The sequence below is a fragment of the Aeromicrobium flavum genome (assembly GCF_007992115.1).
Classification (GTDB): Bacteria; Actinomycetota; Actinomycetes; order Propionibacteriales; family Nocardioidaceae; genus Aeromicrobium; species Aeromicrobium flavum.
In genome coordinates this window covers 16,916-33,239 of the sequence record NZ_BJZQ01000013.1, presented here as the reverse complement: position 1 = coordinate 33,239, position 16,324 = coordinate 16,916, and the positions used below count along the sequence as shown (strand labels likewise).

The following is a 16,324-nucleotide window of genomic DNA, read 5'->3' as shown; positions in this document are numbered from 1 at the left end:
CGTGGTCATCGCGTTCTCCCTGCTGCTCGCCCTGAGCAGCCTGCTCATGATCATCCTCGTGCTGATGCACAAGGGCCGAGGCGGCGGACTGTCCGACATGTTCGGTGGCGGTGTCTCGAGCTCGCTCAGCGGCTCGTCCGTCGCCGAGCGCAACCTCGACCGCATCACCGTCGGTGTCGCCACGGTCTGGGTCGTGTGCGTCTTCGCGCTCGGCCTGTTGCTGAAGGTGAGCAACTGATGGCCGCCGGCGCCATTCGTGGCAGCCGCATCGGCTCGGGCCCCATGGGCGAGGCCGAGCGCGGCGAGGCGGCTCCCCGCCAGGCGATCTCGTACTTCTGCACGAACGACCACGCGATCACGCTGCAGTTCGCGATCGAGGCCGAGGTCCCCGTCGAGTGGGACTGCCCCAAGTGCGGCATGCCCGCCAGCATGGACTCGGACAACCGGCCGGACGCGCCGAAGACCGAGCCGTACAAGACGCACCTGGCCTACGTGAAGGAGCGCCGCTCCGAGACCGAGGCCGCCGACATCCTCAAGGAAGCCCTCGACACCCTGCGCAGCAAGCGCAAGACCGGCGAGATCATCTTCTGAGCTTCGACGCCGCGGCCGTGTCGAGGAACCAGACGGTCTCCTCGAGTCCGCGGGCGCCGGCGGCGGGCGCCTCCTCGATCGGCGCGCCGCCGAGCGCCTTCGCGACGGCGTCGGCCTTGTCGGCGCCCGCCACGACGAACCAGGTCACCTTCGTGTGGTTGAGCGCGGGATAGGTGAGCGTGATCCGCTGCGGCGGCGGCTTGGGGGAGTCGAAGACCTCCACGGCCAGCCGCTCGGTCTCGTTCACCTGGGGGTGCCCGGGGAAGAGCGAGGCGATGTGCGCGTCGGGTCCCACACCGAGCAGGACGACGTCGAACGGGTCCTGGGGGAGCGTCGTCGCGTACTGGTCGGCGGCCTCGGCCATCGACAGGTCGCACCCGTGGGCCGGCATGGCGTGGATGTGCTCGGCGGGGACGCCGAGCCGGTCGAGGAAGCCCTCACGGGCCTGCCGGTCGTTGCGGTCCTCGTGGCCCTCGGGCACGAACCGCTCGTCGCCCCACCAGTACTCGGCACGGCTCCAGTCGGCGTTCTCGGCCGAGAGCCGGCCGTAGATCCTGGTCGCGATCGAGCCGCCGGTCAGGACCACCTTCGGGGTGCGGCCCACGGTGGCGACCGAGTGCACGCGGGCCGCGAGCTGGCGTGACACGGCCAGCGCGAGGTCGTCGCCGCTGTCGAAGATCTCGATCGTCATGTCATGACCCTCCGTTGTCGAGGTGAAGCAGCGTCTCGCCGTAGATCTCGTCGGCATCGAGCCGGCGCAGGTCCTCGGCGAGCAGCTCGGCGATTTCGCGACGCCGGATCGGCACCACGCGCGAGGAGGATCCCGGGACGCTGAACTCGCAGGTCATCTCGTCCGTGCGCCGGATGTCGATGTCACCCACGTCGGTGAAGAGGGTGACGCGCTGGATCTGGGAGCCGGAGTCGTCGTCGACGAACTCGATCGGCACGCCCAGACGGCACTCGAGCCACGCCTTCAGCAGGACGGCGACGGGGTTGACGTCGTCGGCCAGGATGCGGCCGCCGGTCGCACTGCCCGAGGTCTGGTCCAGCGCCGCGGCCAGCAGGGCCCGCCACAGCGTGAGTCGCGTCCAGGCCAGGTCGGTGTCGCCGGGCTGGTAGCCGGGAGCCAGCTTGTGCAGCCAGTCCACCGGCGCCGGGGTGCGCTCGGCGTCGGTGAGGCGACGCCGAGCGAGTCGGCCGATGGGATCGGTGGACGGCTCGAGCGGTCCGACGCCCGGCCACCACGCGACGACGGGGGAGTCGGGCAGCAGGAGGGGCAGGACGGCCGACTCGGCGTGCTTGACCAGCGGGCCGGACATCCGCAGCAGCACGGACTCGCCCGGAGAGCCCGCGCCCACGCGCACCCGGGCATTGAGGCGCGGCTTGCCCCGGCCGTCGCCCAGGATGACGCCCAGGACGCGGGAGGGGTGCTCGTGCTGCAGGACGGTCGCGGCCTTCATCGCCTCGGCCACGTTCTTGTCGTCGGTGATGATGAGCAGGGTCAGGGCCATGTCCATCGCGGGGCTGCCGGCCAGCGAGCGGCCCTTCGTCAGCGCCTTGGCCACGGCGGAGGCGCTGGTGTCCTCGAGGGTGAGGTCCATCAGGGTCGCCTCCAGACGCGGCCGTCACGGGCCAGCATGTCGATCGCGGACTGCGGACCCCAGGTCCCGGCCGGGTACGTGTCGATCGAGCGCTTGCGTGACCAGTGCTCGATCACGGGGTCGAGGATCTGCCACGACAGCTCCACCTCACGGTGCTGCGGGAACAGCGGCGGGTCGCCCAGCAGGACGTCCAGGATCAGGCGCTCGTACGCCTCGGGGCTGCTCTCGACGAACGAGCCGCCGTAGACGAAGTCCATGTTGACGTCGCGGATCTCCATCGTCGTCCCGGGCACCTTGGCCCCGAAGCGCATCGTGACGCCCTCGTCGGGCTGGATACGCATCACGAGCGCGTTGTGGCCCAGCTCGGTGACGTCGATGTTCTCGAAGGGCAGGTGCGGCGCCTTCTTGAAGACGACGGCGACCTCCGTGACGCGTCGGCCCAACCGCTTGCCCGTGCGCAGGTAGAAGGGCACCCCGGCCCAGCGGCGGGTCTCGATGTCGAGGCGCAGGGCCGCGAAGGTCTCGGTCAGGGACTTCGGGTCGGTGCCGTCCTCGTCGTGGTAGCCCACGACCGGCTGACCACCCGCCCAGCCCTCGACGTACTGGGCTCGTGCCGTGTGGTGGTCGAGGTCCTCCGGCAGGCGGACGCTGCGCAGCACCTTCTGCTTCTCCACGCGCAGGCTGGCGGCGTCGAAGGCGACCGGCTCCTCCATGGCGACGAGCGCCAGCAGCTGCAGGAGGTGGTTCTGGATGACGTCGCGCGCGGCGCCGATGCCGTCGTAGTAGCCGGCACGCGAGCCGATGCCGATGTCCTCGGCCATGGTGATCTGGACGTGGTCGACGTAGTTGCCGTTCCACACTGGCTCGAACATCTGGTTCGCGAAGCGCAGGGCCAGGATGTTCTGGACCGTCTCCTTGCCCAGGTAGTGGTCGATGCGGAAGACCGACTCCGCCTCGAACACGTTGCCGATCAGGTGGTTGAGCTCCTTGGCGGACTCGAGGTCGTGGCCGAAGGGCTTCTCGATGACGACCCGCCGCCAGCCCTTGCCGGGCTTGGCCAGCCCGTGCTCGTCGATCTTCGACACGACCGTGGGGAAGAGTCCCGGCGGGATCGAGAGGTAGAACGCGTGGTTGCCGCCGGTGCCCTGACGCTCGTCGAGCTTGGTCAGGGTCTTGGCCAGCTCCTCCCAGGCATCGTCGTCGTCGAACTGGCCCGGGACGAACTTGATCCCGGCGGCCAGCTGCTTCCAGACCGTCTCGCTCCACTCGGTGCGCGCGCCGGCCTTGGCGGCCTTCTTCAGCAGCGCGGCGAAGGTGCCGTCGCCCCAGTCGCGACGGGCGAAGCCGACGAGGCCGAAGCCCGGCGGCAGCAGGCCGCGGTTGGCCAGGTCGTAGATGGCCGGGATGAGCTTCTTGCGGGCGAGGTCGCCGGTGACGCCGAACATGACCACCGTGCACGGGCCCGCGATGCGCGGGAGCCGGCGGTCGCGGGGGTCGCGCAGCGGGTTGGGGCTCATGCCAGCGCCTCCTTGATCGCGGCGAGGCCCGCCTTGCGGTCGTGCAGGTGCAGGCGCAGCACGGGCCGTCCCTTGTCACGCAGGACCTGGGCGTCGCCCGCGGCCTGGGACACGATGAACTGGCCGAGGGTGAAGTCGCGGCCGGGGACGGGCAGGTCCTCGATCGGGTCGCACGTGACCTGCAGGAACACGCCGACCGGGGTGCCGCCCTTGTGGTACTGCCCGGTCGAGTGCAGGAACCGCGGGCCCCAGCCGAAGGTCACGGGGCGGTGCAGGCGGGCGGCCACGGTGGGGGCGAGCGACTCCAGGCCGGACAGGGCCCAGCGGTCGAGATAGAACTGCAGCGCCAGGTACTCGTCGTCGCCGACCTCCTCGAGCAGGTCGGCGATCGCCTCGCCGATCGACGCGGCGGACGACCCGTAGAAGTCGGCGAGTTCGCTCGTGTGGTCGGGCTCGGGCAGCGAGGCGTCGCCCCCGAGCAGCTCGCGGGCCGCGGCCTTGGCGCTCTCGACGTCGGGCTGGTCGAACGGGTCGATCTCCAACAGTCGGCCGGCGACCGCCGTGGCCACCTCCCACAGCAGGAACTGGGCGCCGAGCGACGCGTCGACCCCGGCCGCCCAGGGGTGACCGGGTGCCTCGTTGGTGCCGAGGTGGACGACGAACTCGTCGGAGGTGAAGGGGTCGTCGGGCGTCAGCGCGACGACCGGCAGGATGCCGGTGTCCTCCTTGCCGGTCGACTCGGCCACGAGCTGTTCGATCCAGTCGCCGAGGCCGTGGCGGTCGTGGTCGTGCAGCACGACCTTGTCGACCCCCTGCCGGGCGGCCACGCCGAGGGCGGTGCCGAGCCGGAGCCCCGGGTTCGAGGTGGTGTCGTCGCTCAGGTCGGGCACGACCTCGCCGGCCTGGTCGAGCAGGCCGATGATGTCGGCTCCCGCCAACCCGCTGGGGACGAGCCCGAAGGCGGTGAGCGCCGAGTAGCGACCCCCGACGTGGGGATCGGCCCGGAAGACGCGGTACCCGGCGGCCGTGGCCTCCTCGTCGAGCGGGGAGCCGGGGTCGGTGACGATCACCAGGTGCTCGCTCGGATCGAAGCCGGCGTCGCGGAAGGCTTCCTCGAAGATGCGCCGCTGGCTGTCGGTCTCGACCGTGCCGCCGGACTTGCTCGACACCACCACGACCGTGGACGCGAGGTCGCGGATCGCCGACCGCACCATGTCCGGCTGCGAGGAGTCGAGCACGTCCAGGGGCACCCCGGCGGCCGTGCAGATCACCTCGGGCGCGAGCGACGACCCGCCCATGCCGCACAGGACGACCCGCGTCACGCCGCGGGACCGCAGGTCGTCGCGGAGCGCCACGATCTCGGGCACGAGGGCACGGGAGGACTCGTGCAGCGTGACCCACGAGAGCCGGATCGAGGCCTCGGACTCGGCCTCGGGCCCCCACAGGGTGCCGTCCTCGTCGAACAGCCGTGACGCGAAGCATTCCGCGACGAGTGCCTCGACGGCCTCGTCGACCGACTCGTCCCGGGGCGTGTGGATGCGGAGTCGGTACGTCATGTCAGCCCTTGTCGAGCTCGGCGCGGACGGTCTCGAGCAACTCGGCCCACGAGTCGTCGAACTTCTGCAGGCCCTCGACCTCGAGCTGCTCGACGACCTCGTCGTACGAGATGCCCTGCTTCTCGAGGTCGTCGATGACCTGCTGGGCCTCGGACGCGCGGCCGGTGACGGTGTCGCCGGTGACCTCGCCGTGGTCGGCGAAGGCCTCGAGCGTCTTCTCGGGCATCGTGTTGACCGTGCCCGGCACGACCAGCTCCGACACGTACAGCGTGTCCGAGTAGGCCGGGTCCTTGACGCCGGTGGACGCCCACAGCGGGCGCTGCGGGCGGGCGCCCTTGGCCAGGAGGGCCTTCGCGCGGTCGGAGGAGAAGACCTCCTGGAACGCGGCGTAGGCCAGCCAGGCGTTGGCCAGCGCCGCCTTGCCGCGCAGCGGGCTGTCGTCGGCGAGGCGCTTGTCGACCTCGGCATCGACACGGCTGATGAAGAACGACGCGACCGAGTGGATCTGCGACAGGTCGCGGCCCTCGGCGTCGGCCTGCTCGAGGCCGTAGAGGTAAGCGTCCATCACGCCGCGGTACCGCTCGAGCGAGAAGATCAGGGTCACGTTGACGCTGATGCCCTTGGCGATCGACGCGGCGATCGCCGGCAGGCCCTCGCGGGTGGCGGGGATCTTGATCAGCAGGTTCGGGCGGTCGATCTCGTTCCAGAGGCGCTCCGCCATCGCGACGGTGCCGTCGGTGTCCTTCGCCAGGCCCGGCTCAACCTCGATCGAGACGCGGCCGTCGACGCCGTCGGTGGCGTCGTACACGGGCTTCAGGGCGTCGCACGCGTCACGGACGTCCTTCGTGGTGAGCGCGAAGACGGTGGCGTCGACGTCGGCGCCGGACGCCTTGAGCTCGCGCACCTGGGCCTCGTACCGCTCGCCCTTGGCCAGCGCGGAGGCGAAGATCGTCGGGTTCGTCGTCACACCCACGACGTGGCGCTGGGTGACGAGCTCGGCGAGGTTGCCGGTCTCGATCCGCTCCCGGGAGAGGTCGTCGAGCCAGATCGACACCCCCGCGTCGCTGAGTGCCTTCAGTCGTTCGGTCATGTCGATCACTCCTGTGATGGTGGTCAGTGGGTGGTGTCGGGGAGCACCGGTCCGGTCGGGCGCGCGAAGACGGGCACGCCGCCCTCACGCTGTGCCGCGGCGATGGACTCCCGGGCCGCGTCGGCCGTCGAGGCCGCCGTGATGCCGAAGCGCTCATAGAGCTCGCTGTAGTTGGCGGAGGCGCCGAAGTGCTCGAGCGAGACGATGCGTCCGGCGTCGCCGACGATGTCGCGCCAGCCGAACGCGACCCCCGCCTCGACGACCACGCGGGCGCGGACGTGCGGCGGGATGACACTGTCGCGGTACTCCTGGTCCTGCTCCTCGAACCACTCGCGGCACGGCATCGACACGACGCGCGCGCCGATGCCCTCCTCGGCCAGGACGCTCCGCGCCTGGACGGCGAGCTGCACCTCCGAGCCCGTGGCGACGATGACGACGTCGGGCGTGGCGTGGTGCAGGTCGGCGGGGGAGTCGAGCAGGACGTAGGCGCCCTTGGCGGCCTCCGACGCGGGCGCGTACTCGCCATCGCGCGGGAACACCGGCAGGTTCTGGCGGCTCAGCGCCAGCGCCGACGGGCGGTGGTGGCGCTGCAGGATCGTGGACCAGACGGCCACGGTCTCGTTGGCGTCGGCGGGCCGGACGACATCGAGGCCCGGGATCGTCCGCAGCGCCGCGAGGTGCTCGACCGGCTGGTGCGTGGGGCCGTCCTCGCCGAGGCCGATGGAGTCGTGCGTCCAGACGTAGGTGACGGGCAGCTCCTGCAGGGCGGCGAGGCGCACGGCGGGTCGCATGTAGTCGCTGAAGACCAGGAAGGTGCCGCCGTAGGGCCGGGTGGGGCCGTGCAGCGCGATGCCGTTCATGATCGAGCCCATCGCGTGCTCGCGGATGCCGAAGTGCAGCACGCGCCCGTACCAGTCACCGGTGAACTTCTTAGTGGAGTTCTGCGGCGGCAGGAAGGACGGCTGGTCCTTCGGCGTCGTGTTGTTCGAGCCGGCGAGGTCGGCCGAGCCGCCCCACAGCTCGGGCAGCTTCGGGGCCGCGGCGGAGAGGAAGTCACCGGAGGCGACGCGCGTGGCGACGCCCTTCTCGCTGGGCTCGTAGACCGGCAGGTCGGCGTCCCAGCCGTCGGGCAGCTCGCGGCTCGTCAGGCGGTCGAGCAGGGCCTTGCGCTCGCCGTTGGCCGTGACCCACAGGTCGAAGCGGGTCTGCCACTGCTCGTGCGCCGTCGCGCCGCGCTCGAGGGCGCCGTGGGTGTGCTCGAGCACCTCGTCGTCGACGGCGAAGTCGACCTCGGGATCGAAGCCCAGCAGCTGCTTCGTCGCCTTGATCTCGTCGTCGCCCAGGGCCGAGCCGTGCGCGGCGCCGGTGTTCTGGGCGTTCGGGGCGGGCCAGGCGATGATCGTGCGCAGCACGATGAGGCTCGGCCGGTCGGAGACGAGTTTCGCGGCCGCGAAGGCGTCGGCGAGGGCGTGGACGTCCTCGCGGTACTCGCCGCCACCGTGGGTCCAGTCGACCGTCTGCACGTGCCAGCCGTAGGCCTCGTAGCGCAGGGCCACGTCCTCGGTGAACGCGACGTCGGTGTCGTCCTCGATGGAGATCTTGTTGTCGTCGTACAGCACCGTGAGGTTGCCCAGCTGCTGCAGGCCCGCGAGCGAGGAGGCCTCGCCCGAGACGCCCTCCTGGAGGTCGCCGTCGGAGCAGATCGCGTAGACGTCGTGGTCGAAGGGACTCTCGCCCGGGCCCGCGAAGGGGTCGAAGAGCCCGCGCTCGCGGCGGGCGGCCATCGCCATGCCCACCGCGTTGGCGACGCCCTGGCCGAGGGGACCGGTCGTGACCTCGACGCCGGGGGTGTGGCCGTACTCGGGGTGGCCCGGCGTCTGGCTGCCCCAGGTGCGCAGCGACTGCAGGTCCTCGAGCGACATCGGGTAGCCGGCGAGGTAGAGCTGGATGTACTGCGTCAGGCTCGAGTGACCGCACGACAGGACGAAGCGGTCACGCCCGATCCACGTCGGGTCGGCCGGGTCGTGGCGCATCAGCTTCTGGTAGATCAGGTACGCCGCGGGCGCCAGGCTCATCGCGGTGCCGGGGTGGCCGTGGCCGGCCTTCTGGACGGCGTCCGCCGCCAGCAGACGCGCCGTGTTGACGGCGCGGTCGTCCACATCCGACCACTCGATCGTCGGTTCGGTGGATTGGGGGGCGTTGGTCACCGCGGCACTCCTGGGTCGTCACGTGGTTGGTCGAACAAGGTCTGCGTCTTGAGCCTATCCGTCGGGCATTAGACTCTGCCATGTGACCGTCACTCCGCACGCCGCCGACGAGCACACCCGTATCGAGCGGCCCAGCCGCCGCGATGTGGTGCTTGCGTACGTGGCGTTGACCAAGCCCCGCATCATCGAGCTGCTGCTGCTGACCACCGTTCCGGTGATGTTCCTGGCGCAGAAGGGCGTTCCCGACCTGTGGCTCGTCGTCGCCACCCTGGTCGGCGGGTCGCTCTCGGCCGGCTCGGCCAACGCGCTGAACTGCGTCGTCGACGCCGACATCGACCAGAAGATGCGTCGCACGTCACGCCGGCCGCTGCCGCGTCACCACGTCAGCACGCAGGACGCGCTGGTCTTCGGCCTCGTGCTCGGCGTGCTCTCGACCGCGTGGCTGGGCCTGACGGTCAACTGGCTGTCGTCGGCCCTCGCGTTGGCCGCCAACGTCTTCTACGTCGTGGGCTACACGATGATCCTCAAGCGGCGCACCACCCAGAACATCGTGTGGGGCGGCGCCGCGGGCTGCTTCCCGCCGCTGATCGGCTGGACCGCCGTCACCAACGAGCTCGCGTGGACCCCGTTCCTGCTGTTCCTGGTCGTCTTCTTCTGGACGCCGCCGCACTTCTGGGCGCTGGCGATGCGCTACCGCGAGGACTACGCCGCCGCCGACGTGCCGATGCTGCCGTCGGTCGCCCCCTCGGCCGAGGTCGGCCGACAGATCGTCCGCTACACGTGGGCCACCGTCCTGACGTCGGTGCTGGTGTGGCCGGTCGCCGACACGGGCTGGTTCTTCCCGTCGATGGCGATCCTGCTGGGCATCGTCTTCCTGCTGGAGGCGTACGACCTCCGGGCCCGCGCGCGCGAGACCGAGGAGCTGTCGATCATCAAGCCGATGCGACTGTTCCACTTCTCGAACGCGTACCTGGCGCTGCTGTTCGTCGCCGCCGCGGTCGACCCCTTCATCGGCTGAGCGGCAGGCCCTAGGCTCGCGTCATGCGCGCACTCCTGGCCTGGCTCCTTCCCGCAGTCGCGACCTTCGCCGCGTGGTGGGCGTTCCTCGGCACGGATGCGGACGGCCAGTACTCCGTGGCCCAGGTCCTGGGACTCGTCGTCGTGCTGCTGCTGGTCGGCGTCGCCTGTGGGTGGCTCGCCCGGCGCACGGAGCTGCTGGGGGTCATCGTCTCGGCTGTCGTCGGCGTCGCCGTGGCCTGCTGGACCGATTGGGCGCCCGACGACGACTCGGGCCTGTTCATCGTGGGCTGGGGCATGGTCGTGTTCGGCACCGCGGTGTTCGGCGCGCTGCTCGTCCTCGTCACGTCGGCCGTGCGGCGCTCGCGCGACCAGCCGGCGTCGTGACGCTGACGATCGCGCCCGTCTCGCCGGGGGACTGGCGCCGCTGGCGGGCGGTGCGGACGCGCGCGCTCGACGAGGACCCGGCCGCCTTCGCCTGCAGCGCCCACGCGTGGATCGAGGGCGGGGACACCGAGGAGCGCTGGCGCGCGCGGATCGCGGCGCGCGGGAGGCTGTTCCTGGCGACCGACGAGCATGGCCGCGACGTCGGCATGATCGGCCTCACCGCCGACGAGGAGCCCGAGCTGATCTCGATGTGGGTGGCACCGGAGGCGCGGCGCGCGGGCGCCGGCCGGCAGCTGGTCGAGACGGTGCTGCAGGTGGCCGGCAGCCGCCCGGTGCGGCTGCGCGTCATGGCCGACAACCGCGACGCGATCGCGTTCTACGCGGGCTGCGGGTTCGTGCTGACGGGCGACCGGCCGGACGCGGAGGACACGCTCACGATGCGACGGGTCGCGACGCCAGCAGCCACCGGGTGGCCAGCGTCAGCAGCACGGCCGCTCCGACCAGGTGGGCCGCCACCAGGACGATCGGCAGATCAGTGAAGTACTGGACGTAGCCGATCAGGCCCTGTGCCAGGCCGGCCACCAGCACCCAGAGTCCCGCGCGGCGGGAGCGGCCCCGGGTGAGCACGATCGCCGCCACCGTGAGGAGGAGGAACGTCCAGACGCTCAGCGCGTGGATGCGGCTCCACCACGCGGGGTCCAGGTCGTTGCGCGGTGCATCGGCGTCGCCGGCGTGCGGTCCGCTGCCGGTCACGATGGTGCCGAGGTAGATCACGGCGAGCAGCACGACGTAGGCCGCCTGCACGATCCAGGCAGGCACCCGTTCGACGGTGCCCGCGCCGCGCTTCAGGCTGACCAGGAACACCGTCGCCGCGACGACGAGCCCCATCGAGAGCACCAGGTGCAGGGACACGATCCACGGGTTCAGGTCCGTCAGCACGGTGATGCCGCCGATGACCCCCTGAAACGGGATGCCGATGGCGATGCCGAGCACGAGCCGCAGCTGCGTGCGGGTGGCCGCCGTCCAGCGCCAGGTGGCGATGAGGGCGCCGATCGCGATGACGACCAGCACGTAGGTCAGCATCCGGTTGCCGAACTCGATCGCGCCGTGCCAGCCGAGGGCGCCGTGCGGGGTGAAGGACTCATCGGTGCAGCGGGGCCACGTGGGGCAGCCCAAGCCCGAGCTGGTGAGCCGGACCAGCCCGCCGGTGAGGATGATCAGGGTGTTGGCGACCAGGTTGGCCCAGGCCCACCACTCGACCGTCGCCTGCGACACGGTGCGTCGCGAGACCGCACTCACTCCCATCGGAACCACCTTCCGGCGGCAGCCGCGGCCACGACGGCCCACACGGCGAGCACCACCACGACGAACGTACCGGGCGACCCGGTCGCGAAGGCCTCGCGCAGGCCCTCGCCCAGGGCCCCGGAGGGGAGCAGGGTGACGAGGCCGCGGGCGGCCTCGGGATGACGGTCGAGCGGCAGCAGCAGACCGCCGCCCACCAGCAGCAGCACGTAGATCAGGTTGGCCAGGGCCAGCGTGGCCTCGGCGCGCAGGGTGCCCGCGAGGAGCAGCCCCAGGCCACCGAAGGCGATGGTGCCGAGCAGGCCGAGCACGAGCAGCCAGACCACCCCGGCGACGGGCTCCTCGGGGCGCCACCCCAGGGCCACCGCCAGTCCGCCGAGCACCGCGAACTGGGCGACCTGCAGGATCGCGACGGCGCCGACCTTGCCGCCGAGCAGTCCGCTGCGGGACAGCGGCGTGGCGCCGAGCCGCTTGAGGACGCCGTAACGGCGCTCGAAGGCGGTGGCGATGGCCAGCGACGTGAAGGAGGTCGACACGATCGCCAGCCCCAGCACGCCGGGCGCGAGCACGTCGAGGGGCCGGTCGCTGTCGATGAACCGGTCCGAGCGCGAGCCGACGATCAGCAGCAGCAGCGGGATGACGAACGTCACCACCATCTGCTCGCCGTTGCGGACGGTGAGGCGCAGCTCCATCGCGGTCTGCGCCCGGAGGCGGCGCGCCCGGGAGGCGGCGCCGGGGGCGGGGGAGAGGTCGAGGGAGGTCATCGCAGTTCCCGCCCGGTCAACTCGAGGAACCGGTCCTCGAGGGTCTGGTGCTCGACGAGGACCGAGTCGACCAGCACGTCGTGCGCGGCGCACCAGCCGGTGAGGCGGTGCAGGACGGCGGGGTCGACCCCGGTCGTCAGGACGTAGTGGCCCGGCTCGGGCTCGGCGACGGTGGCGCCCGCGGGCAGCTCCTTGGCCAGGGAGTCCGTGTCGAGGCCGGCGCGGGTGCGCAGCCGGATCGTGTTCTGGGCGCCGTCGGCGACGAGCTCGGTGGGCGTGCCCGACGCGATGACGCGACCGGCGTCGATGATGTGGACGAAGTCCGAGAGCTGCTGTGCCTCGTCCATGTAGTGCGTCGTCAGCACGGTGGTGACGCCGTGCCGACGCAACTCGTCGACGAGGTCCCACGTGGCGCGGCGGGACTGGGGATCGAGGCCGGCCGTGGGCTCGTCGAGGAAGACCAGCTCGGGCCGGCCGACGATCGCCATCGCCAGCGAGAGCCGCTGCTTCTGCCCGCCGGAGAGCCGCCGGTAGGTGGTGCGGGCGAAGGAGGTCATCCCGAGCCGTTCCACGAGCGGCTCGACCGGCATCGGGTGGGCGTACAGCGACGCCATGTGCCGCAGCATCTCGCCGGCGCGCACGCCCAGCCACGCGCCGCCGGACTGCAGCATCACGCCGACGCGGGGGCGCAGCTCCTCGGCGTCGCCGACCGGGTCGAGTCCCAGCACCCGGACCTGTCCGGACTGCGGGCGGCGGAATCCCTCGCACGTCTCGATCGTGGTGGTCTTGCCCGCGCCGTTGGGGCCGAGGATCGCGGTGACGGTGCCCGGAGCGACCTGGAGGCTCAGCCCGTCGACCGCCCGAACCTGCCCGTCGCCGCGGCCGTAGTGCATGACGAGGTCGCGAACCTCGACAGCGGGAACGGACGTCGTGGAGGGCACCGGAACATTCTAGTTGTGGCAGGTTGAAGCCATGGACCTGCCCGTGATGCCGCCGCTGGCGCCGATGCTCGCCAAGTCCGCCAAGCAGGTGCCGCACGGCGACGGCCTGCTCTACGAGCCCAAGTGGGACGGCTTCCGCGCGGTGATCTTCCGCGACGGCGACGAGGTCGAGATCGCGAGCCGGTCGACCAAGCCGCTGACGCGCTACTTCCCGGACGTCGTCGCCTCGATCCGCGCGAACACGCCCGCCCGGTGCGTGCTCGACGGCGAGATCGTCATCGCCCTCGACGGCAGGCTGAGCTTCGACGCGCTGAGCAACCGGATCCACCCGGCGGAGTCGCGCGTGACGATGCTGAGCCGTGAGACGCCGGCGTCGTTCGTGGCGTTCGACCTCCTCGCACTGGGCGACCGGTCCTTCCTGGACGAGCCGCTGTCGGTCCGCCGACCGGCTCTGGCCGAGGCGCTCGCGTCGGCGTCGGCTCCGGTCCACGTCACCCGCGTGACGGAGGACCCCGCCGAGGCGGAGGAGTGGTTCACCACGTTCGAGGGCGCCGGGCTCGACGGCGTGATCGCCAAACGGCTGGACACTCCCTACGTGCCCAACGGCCGGACGATGGTGAAGGTCAAGCACGCGCGGACGGCCGACGTCGTGGTGGCGGGCTACCGGCTGCACAAGAACTCGACCGCCGACCGCCCCCTGCTGGGGTCGATGCTGCTGGGGATCTTCGCGGACGACGGGCGCCTGCAGCACGTGGGCGTCGCGGCGTCGTTCACCGAGGCCCGCCGGGCCGAGCTGATCGACGAGCTGGCGCCGCTCCGGCTGGCCGAGGGGGAGTCGCACCCCTGGAACCAGTGGCGCGACGAGGCCGCGCAGGCCTCGGGTCGGCTGCCGGGCGGGCAGAGCCGCTGGACCGGCACGAAGGACCTGTCGTTCGTGCCGTTGCGTCCCGAGCGGGTGGTCGAGGTCGCCTACGAGCACATGGAGGGCGAGGGCGACCAGGCGAGGTTCCGCCACACCGCACGCTTCCAGCGCTGGCGGCCCGACCGCGAGCCAAAGTCCTGCACCTACGCCCAGCTGGAGGAGGTCGCGCGGTACGACCTCGGTGACGTCCTGCAGTGACCGACGACGGTCAGCCGATGCTGCTCGCGAGCCCGACGAGCCACGCGAGCAGGAGCGCGGCGACCACGACGGCCAGGACGATCCCGCGGACGTTGACGGTGCGTTGGGGCTCCTGCGGCAGGCCCGCGCCGATCCGCACCTGGTGGCCGTTGAGCAGCATGAAGCCGTCGGGGATGCGGTCCTGGGCCCGCGACGACCGCGAGGGACCCGTGGCACGCGACCGAGCCTCGAGGCGCCCGAACGGAAGCCCTGCTGCACCGCCCTCGACCCGCTCGGTCCACGACCGGCCGTTCCAGAACCGCTTGCCCCCGCTGCCGGCGGGATCGTCGTACCAGCCCGCGGGCACCTGCTCGTGCGTCACCGCCTGAGGGTAGCGCTCCGCGATGCCACGCGTCCTTGCTCGTGACACGATGATGTCGATGCCCCGAGTGGGGCCGTGGAAGGACTTGCTGCGGATGGACCAGGGAATTCACCGGTTGCTGATCGAGATGGCGGCCGAGGTGCACGAGGCGCCGGAGAAGGCGGTGCGACACATCGCCGAGTACGCGCGCACCGCGGTCGACGGGGAGGACTCCGGCATCATGCTGTTGAAGGCCAAGGGCCGGATCGACACGCTCGGCGAGACGTCCGAGGGGGTCGCCCGTGCGCACCGGCTGCAGGCCGAGCTGGACGAGGGGCCGTGCCTCGACGCGATCCGCACCGACACCAGCGTCTTCCTCGTGGAGGACGTCGCGACGGACGAGCGCTGGCCGCGCTGGGGACCGGAGGCGATGAAGGTCGGCTACCGGTCCAGCATCAGTGCGCGGATGGAGTCGCGCGGACGGAGCTACGGCTCCCTGAACGTCTACGACACGCGCCGAGCGGCGTTCACGCGGGCGGATCTTGACGTGCTGGAGCTGCTTGCGTCGCAGGCGGCCGTGGCGTACGCCAATGCCGTGACGCACCTGAACATGCAGGTCGCGCTCGACAGCCGCACGGTGATCGGTCAGGCACAGGGGGTGCTCATGCAGGCGTACGACCTCGACGCCGAGACGTCGTTCGCGTACCTGCGTCGTCGCTCCCAGGCCGAGAACGTGCGGCTCGTCGAGGTGGCCCAGGACGTGCTGCGCACCCGCGCCACCACCGGGCATCCCCGTGATGCCGCGGAGGCGCTGGACGGCTAGTCGGTCTTCTTGCGGGACGGCTGGACCCGGCGAGGCTCGCCGGGCATCTTCGGGTAGTCGGGCGGGTAGGGCATCTCGCCGAGGCCGTTCTCCTCGTCGCGGTCGTACCAGTCGAGGAGTGTCTGCAGCGAGTGGTGGACGTCGTCGATCTCGGTCCAGGGGTCGGGCCGGCGCTCCAGCAGGGACGGCACCGTCGTGAGGTTGAGCTCGCGCGGGTCGTCGACGTCGAACAGCTCGTCCCACGTCAGCGGCGTGGACACGGGCGCCCCGGGCTTGGGGCGCAGGCTGTAGGCGCTGGCGATCGTGCGGTCGCGCGCGTTCTGGTTGAAGTCGACGAAGATCTTCTCGCCGCGCTCCTCCTTCCACCACGCGGTCGTCACGCCGTCGTCGCGACGCTCGAGCTCGCGGCCGAAGGCGAGCGCCGCGTGTCGCACGTCGGTGAACGTCCACGTCGGCTCGATCCGCGCGAAGACATGGACGCCGCGGTTGCCGCTGGTCTTGGCGAACCCGCGGATGCCGATCTCCTCGAGCAGCTCCTTGGCGACCTTCGCGACGCGCTGCGCGTCGTGGAAGTCGGTGCCCGGCTGGGGGTCGAGGTCGATCCGGATCTCGTCGGGGTGGTCGACGTCGGCGCGCCGGACGGGCCACGGGTGGAAGGTGATCGTGCCCATGTGGGCGGCCCATGCGGGCACGGCGATCTCGGTGGGGCAGATCTCGTCGGCGCGACGGCCGGAGGGGAAGTGGATGCGCACCGTCTCGAGGTACGGGGGAGCGCCCTTGGGCACCCGCTTCTGGTAGAACGCATCGCCGTGGCCGTCGGCTCGCGTGGCCATCACCATGTCCTCGCGGACGCCCTTCGGCCAGCGCTCCAGGGTGGTCGGCCGCTCGCGCAGGGCTCGCATGAGCCCGTCCTCCACGGAGACGAAGTACTCGACCACCTCGAGCTTGGTGATGTCCGGCGTTCGATCGGTCTTCTCGAAGATGACCCGGTCCGGGCTCGAGACGCGCACGGTGCGCCCGCCGGCCTCGATCTCGACAGCTGTTGCCCCCATGGCCCGACCCTAAGGG

General features: G+C 71.4%; 18 protein-coding genes. 7 read left to right on the top strand and 11 right to left on the bottom strand.

Features of this window, described 5'->3' with window-relative positions:
- The first annotated feature begins 1 nt into the window (after position 1).
- Together secG and AFL01nite_RS11760 are read left to right on the top strand one after the other, a co-directional pair.
- A complete protein-coding gene (secG, locus tag AFL01nite_RS11765) occupies positions 2 to 238 on the top strand; it encodes a preprotein translocase subunit SecG (RefSeq protein ID WP_146827877.1) in 237 nt (78 codons plus the stop codon).
- Positions 235 to 591, top strand: coding sequence for an RNA polymerase-binding protein RbpA (locus tag AFL01nite_RS11760; RefSeq protein ID WP_371862829.1), 357 nt, complete (start codon positions 235 to 237; stop codon positions 589 to 591). The genes secG and AFL01nite_RS11760 overlap by 4 nt, the downstream gene beginning before the upstream one ends.
- Here the strand turns inward: AFL01nite_RS11760 and pgl are convergent.
- From pgl to tkt, 6 genes are read right to left on the bottom strand one after another with little or no spacing between them, the layout of a single operon-like run.
- Entirely contained in the window at positions 581 to 1,282 is a 702-nt protein-coding gene (pgl, locus tag AFL01nite_RS11755; protein ID WP_146827875.1) for a 6-phosphogluconolactonase, read from the bottom strand. The genes AFL01nite_RS11760 and pgl overlap by 11 nt on opposite strands.
- A 1-nt stretch (position 1,283) precedes the next feature.
- Positions 1,284 to 2,192, bottom strand: coding sequence for a glucose-6-phosphate dehydrogenase assembly protein OpcA (locus AFL01nite_RS11750; RefSeq protein WP_146827874.1), 909 nt, complete (start codon positions 2,190 to 2,192; stop codon positions 1,284 to 1,286).
- Positions 2,192 to 3,709 carry a glucose-6-phosphate dehydrogenase gene (gene zwf / locus AFL01nite_RS11745; protein WP_146827873.1) on the bottom strand — a complete coding sequence of 506 codons (1,518 nt, stop codon included), beginning with the start codon at positions 3,707 to 3,709 and terminating at the stop codon, positions 2,192 to 2,194. Before zwf ends, AFL01nite_RS11750 begins: the two co-directional genes overlap by 1 nt.
- Entirely contained in the window at positions 3,706 to 5,265 is a 1,560-nt protein-coding gene (locus AFL01nite_RS11740) for a phosphoglucose isomerase-related protein (RefSeq protein ID WP_146827872.1), read from the bottom strand. The genes zwf and AFL01nite_RS11740 overlap by 4 nt, the downstream gene beginning before the upstream one ends.
- Position 5,266: 1 nt before the next feature.
- The gene (gene tal / locus AFL01nite_RS11735; RefSeq protein ID WP_186813932.1) at positions 5,267 to 6,355 is read right to left on the bottom strand and encodes a transaldolase; all 1,089 of its coding nucleotides are present in this window, start codon (positions 6,353 to 6,355) and stop codon (positions 5,267 to 5,269) included.
- 23 nt (positions 6,356 to 6,378) lie between these two features.
- The gene (tkt, locus tag AFL01nite_RS11730; protein WP_146827871.1) at positions 6,379 to 8,562 is read right to left on the bottom strand and encodes a transketolase; all 2,184 of its coding nucleotides are present in this window, start codon (positions 8,560 to 8,562) and stop codon (positions 6,379 to 6,381) included.
- An 82-nt stretch (positions 8,563 to 8,644) separates the two neighbouring features.
- Between tkt and AFL01nite_RS11725 the strand changes: the two genes are divergently transcribed.
- From AFL01nite_RS11725 to AFL01nite_RS15340, 3 genes are read left to right on the top strand one after another with little or no spacing between them, the layout of a single operon-like run.
- Positions 8,645 to 9,580: a heme o synthase gene (locus AFL01nite_RS11725; RefSeq protein WP_246119696.1), complete on the top strand. Its 936-nt coding sequence runs from the start codon at positions 8,645 to 8,647 to the stop codon at positions 9,578 to 9,580.
- A 23-nt stretch (positions 9,581 to 9,603) separates the two neighbouring features.
- Positions 9,604 to 9,966 carry a hypothetical protein gene (locus AFL01nite_RS15345; protein ID WP_186813931.1) on the top strand — a complete coding sequence of 121 codons (363 nt, stop codon included), beginning with the start codon at positions 9,604 to 9,606 and terminating at the stop codon, positions 9,964 to 9,966.
- Positions 9,963 to 10,505, top strand: a complete 543-nt coding sequence (locus AFL01nite_RS15340; protein WP_186813930.1) for a GNAT family N-acetyltransferase — start codon at positions 9,963 to 9,965, stop codon at positions 10,503 to 10,505. Before AFL01nite_RS15345 ends, AFL01nite_RS15340 begins: the two co-directional genes overlap by 4 nt.
- Here AFL01nite_RS15340 and AFL01nite_RS11715 read toward each other — a convergent pair.
- From AFL01nite_RS11715 to AFL01nite_RS11705, 3 genes are read right to left on the bottom strand one after another with little or no spacing between them, the layout of a single operon-like run.
- Positions 10,399 to 11,271 (bottom strand): COX15/CtaA family protein, encoded by an 873-nt coding sequence (locus AFL01nite_RS11715; protein WP_146827868.1) that lies wholly within the window; start codon positions 11,269 to 11,271, stop codon positions 10,399 to 10,401. The genes AFL01nite_RS15340 and AFL01nite_RS11715 overlap by 107 nt on opposite strands.
- Positions 11,262 to 12,032 (bottom strand): ABC transporter permease, encoded by a 771-nt coding sequence (locus tag AFL01nite_RS11710; protein WP_146827867.1) that lies wholly within the window; start codon positions 12,030 to 12,032, stop codon positions 11,262 to 11,264. The genes AFL01nite_RS11715 and AFL01nite_RS11710 overlap by 10 nt, the downstream gene beginning before the upstream one ends.
- A complete protein-coding gene (locus tag AFL01nite_RS11705; protein ID WP_246119695.1) occupies positions 12,029 to 12,973 on the bottom strand; it encodes an ABC transporter ATP-binding protein in 945 nt (314 codons plus the stop codon). The genes AFL01nite_RS11710 and AFL01nite_RS11705 overlap by 4 nt, the downstream gene beginning before the upstream one ends.
- A gap of 31 nt (positions 12,974 to 13,004) precedes the next feature.
- Between AFL01nite_RS11705 and AFL01nite_RS11700 the strand changes: the two genes are divergently transcribed.
- Entirely contained in the window at positions 13,005 to 14,093 is a 1,089-nt protein-coding gene (locus AFL01nite_RS11700) for an ATP-dependent DNA ligase (RefSeq protein WP_146827866.1), read from the top strand.
- A gap of 10 nt (positions 14,094 to 14,103) precedes the next feature.
- Here the strand turns inward: AFL01nite_RS11700 and AFL01nite_RS11695 are convergent, their stop codons facing one another.
- Positions 14,104 to 14,454: a DUF2510 domain-containing protein gene (locus tag AFL01nite_RS11695; RefSeq protein ID WP_222593515.1), complete on the bottom strand. Its 351-nt coding sequence runs from the start codon at positions 14,452 to 14,454 to the stop codon at positions 14,104 to 14,106.
- 58 nt (positions 14,455 to 14,512) lie between these two features.
- Between AFL01nite_RS11695 and AFL01nite_RS11690 the strand changes: the two genes are divergently transcribed.
- Positions 14,513 to 15,256: a GAF and ANTAR domain-containing protein gene (locus AFL01nite_RS11690; protein WP_186813929.1), complete on the top strand. Its 744-nt coding sequence runs from the start codon at positions 14,513 to 14,515 to the stop codon at positions 15,254 to 15,256.
- On the opposite strand, the gene AFL01nite_RS11685 is transcribed toward AFL01nite_RS11690, so the two are convergent.
- A complete protein-coding gene (locus AFL01nite_RS11685; protein WP_146827863.1) occupies positions 15,253 to 16,308 on the bottom strand; it encodes a DNA polymerase domain-containing protein in 1,056 nt (351 codons plus the stop codon). The two genes, AFL01nite_RS11690 and AFL01nite_RS11685, sit on opposite strands and share 4 nt — an antisense overlap.
- Positions 16,309 to 16,324: the final 16 nt, after the last annotated feature.

Bases quoted from the DNA above. Each gene is read 5' to 3' on its own strand.
- pgl (WP_146827875.1), bottom strand. From the start codon at position 1,282: ATGACGATCGAGATCTTCGACAGCGGCGACGACCTCGCGCTGGCCGTG.
- AFL01nite_RS11750 (WP_146827874.1), bottom strand. From the start codon at position 2,192: ATGGACCTCACCCTCGAGGACACCAGCGCCTCCGCCGTGGCCAAGGCG.
- zwf (WP_146827873.1), bottom strand. From the start codon at position 3,709: ATGAGCCCCAACCCGCTGCGCGACCCCCGCGACCGCCGGCTCCCGCGC.
- AFL01nite_RS11740 (WP_146827872.1), bottom strand. From the start codon at position 5,265: ATGACGTACCGACTCCGCATCCACACGCCCCGGGACGAGTCGGTCGAC.
- tal (WP_186813932.1), bottom strand. From the start codon at position 6,355: ATGACCGAACGACTGAAGGCACTCAGCGACGCGGGGGTGTCGATCTGG.
- AFL01nite_RS15345 (WP_186813931.1), top strand. From the start codon at position 9,604: ATGCGCGCACTCCTGGCCTGGCTCCTTCCCGCAGTCGCGACCTTCGCC.
- AFL01nite_RS11715 (WP_146827868.1), bottom strand. From the start codon at position 11,271: ATGGGAGTGAGTGCGGTCTCGCGACGCACCGTGTCGCAGGCGACGGTC.
- AFL01nite_RS11710 (WP_146827867.1), bottom strand. From the start codon at position 12,032: ATGACCTCCCTCGACCTCTCCCCCGCCCCCGGCGCCGCCTCCCGGGCG.
- AFL01nite_RS11700 (WP_146827866.1), top strand. From the start codon at position 13,005: ATGGACCTGCCCGTGATGCCGCCGCTGGCGCCGATGCTCGCCAAGTCC.
- AFL01nite_RS11690 (WP_186813929.1), top strand. From the start codon at position 14,513: ATGCCCCGAGTGGGGCCGTGGAAGGACTTGCTGCGGATGGACCAGGGA.
- AFL01nite_RS11685 (WP_146827863.1), bottom strand. From the start codon at position 16,308: ATGGGGGCAACAGCTGTCGAGATCGAGGCCGGCGGGCGCACCGTGCGC.